We start from the raw sequence: 2240 nt of genomic DNA, 5'->3' as shown, positions 1-2240 counted from the left end.
ATGGCGATGTCTGCTTCGGAGCCGAGCTCCAGAACCTCTGACATATTCCCCGCGATGCCGGTGATTTCGAACCCGGAGCCGATCGCAACGTCCTTTCTCACCAGAGCGATTCCTGGTTCGTCTTCGACAATGAGCAGGCGCATGTTTCCTCTCCAGGGCGGCTACAGTATTGGCGCGGCCGCGTCGCCAATCGAAAACACTCGCCATCACAAGCGGTTCCACGTGTAAGACCTGAGTCTCAAGCATCCCCAACTAAGGTCCGAGATCCGGAAGCCTCATGGAGATCGCGCGCTAGCGCGCTGTCGGCGATCCGCTGATCGAAGCGTCCGAGATCCAATTTTGACGCGAGCATTGTTCACCAACGAGCGGCTGATATATCTACCCTCTTCTCCGAAAGTAGAGGGTCTACGTCAGCCGAAAGTCCGTGTGCGCCCGCAGAATAAAAGTTAGAGTGTGGGCGTGTTGAAGGCGATCATCTAACGATATCGGAGGCTCGTGTTTTCTTGCTCCGCATCGAATGTATGAAAACCGCAAAAGTCGAAGATGCAGTCCCTTCATCCCTACGAAAGTAACCTTATGGTTGACTTGGCGGGAGATCTGCAATGCCTTGGTATTCAGGTAAGGATCGACGAGACAAAATTTATTCTGACCAGCCTCTGGTCTCAGTAGTCATCCCGGCCTTTAATGCATCCACCTATATCGAGCGCACGCTTCGGTCCGCTATGCGCCAGACCTACGCTGCCCTGGAGATTATCGTTATCAACGACGGCTCCACGGACGACACGGCAAAACTCGTCGAGCAGATAGCGATGTCGGACCCACGTATCCGCCTCCTGTCCACGCCCAACTGCGGTGTCGCCGCCGCAAGGAATACCGGAATCGAGGCATCATCAGGTCAATTCGTGGCATTCCTCGATGCGGATGACCTCTGGCACCCAATGAAAATCGAAAAACAGGTGAGCGCTCTCACCCGCTTGTGCTCGCATTGGGCTGCGGTCTACACGCTGCATTACCTCATCAACGAGGACGACGAGATCATTCGCCCTGGCAGTTCCGATGTCGCAAGAGGATATATCTATGCGCGGCATCTGAATGTTAAGTATATAGGGAATGGAAGCGCGCTTCTCGTCAGGCGGAACGCCGCGGTTGCGATTGGTGGGTTCGATAGCTCATATGCAGCAGCCGGTCTTGGAGGCTGCGAAGACCTGGATTTCGAGCTCAAGCTAGCCGCACGCTACTTCATCGAAGTCGTTCCCGAACGGCTGGTGGGATATCGAAAGCATCCCGGCAGCATGTCTTCCGATCACCTGCGAATGGGCAGAAGTGCACTGGAGGTGGTGAGGCGTTCGCTGGCCGCAAATCCACAGCTCCCCCGATACGCGATCGCAAGCGCAATCGACGCCACGCAAAAATATGCGTTTTGGGAATTCCGACAGGCTCGGAGAACCTATCTGTCGCTCTTGACGCTTCGGCCGATATTACGAAGCGACCCATATTTCGTGGTTCGACTTGTGCTCCAGAAGGGTCTGCGCGCAATACAACACTGTCTTCGTCTCGCGACGACCACGGCAGACCGTGAAGATCAACCGCGGATGATGATGTCGAAATTCGACGAACAACTTGCGCCATCGTGTCTGGAATGCCGAAAGGAGACCCCGCGGCTACGACGTCGTTTGATGCGGCTTGCTGCTGTGGATGCCAAGCTGAATTAACTCTCGTGCCTGAGCGAACGGTACTTAATGCGGACGAAAGTTGAATGATAGAAAAATCGCGGGCCTTGGAAGCAGGCCCGCGATGCTTTCAACTTATTTGATGACCTCAATCACCGTGCGGGTCTTCGGATTGACGAGCACACGTTTTTTGTTGACGACCACATAACCGTAATCAGGCTGATCGGGGATTGTGTGGATCTCGACAGTGTCAGGAAGCGCCGTACCGACTGCGACGTCTCCTTCAAAGGTGACGGATGGCGTCTCCTGTTTTTCGACATAGGTCTTGACCTCGCCGGGGACGACGACCGTCGTCGTCTGCGCGACTGCCGCTCCTCCGAGTGACAGAAACAGCGATACGGCAGAGATGACCAGCGTTTTCATGTTATCCTCCAGGATCTTGGGTGTCCTGATAAACTCAACCGACAAGATATGGTTCCTCGCTAAACGGAACACGTGTGGGCAGGATCGGAATAGGCCGATAGCGCTCTCTCGTGCATGCCGCATGCGCAGGAATCCCCAGCCCAGGAA

At 55.0% G+C, this 2240-nt stretch carries 2 protein-coding genes; one reads left to right on the top strand and one right to left on the bottom strand.

The genetic code is table 11. From position 1 onward, the window contains the following. The first annotated feature begins 602 nt into the window (after nt 1-602). Nucleotides 603-1712, top strand: a complete 1110-nt coding sequence (locus tag AF337_RS20395) for a glycosyltransferase family 2 protein (RefSeq protein WP_049733515.1) — start codon at nt 603-605, stop codon at nt 1710-1712. Nucleotides 1713-1805: 93 nt separating this feature from the next. On the opposite strand, the gene AF337_RS20390 is transcribed toward AF337_RS20395, so the two are convergent. Beyond that, nucleotides 1806-2093, bottom strand: coding sequence for a DUF1236 domain-containing protein (locus AF337_RS20390; RefSeq protein ID WP_049733514.1), 288 nt, complete (start codon nt 2091-2093; stop codon nt 1806-1808). Nucleotides 2094-2240: the final 147 nt, after the last annotated feature.

The organism is Rhizobium ecuadorense (assembly GCF_001187535.1).
In the GTDB taxonomy this organism is placed as follows: Bacteria; Pseudomonadota; Alphaproteobacteria; order Rhizobiales; family Rhizobiaceae; genus Rhizobium; species Rhizobium ecuadorense.
Note: the sequence above shows the minus strand (reverse complement) of the source record. Positions and strands in the feature narration are given on the sequence as shown.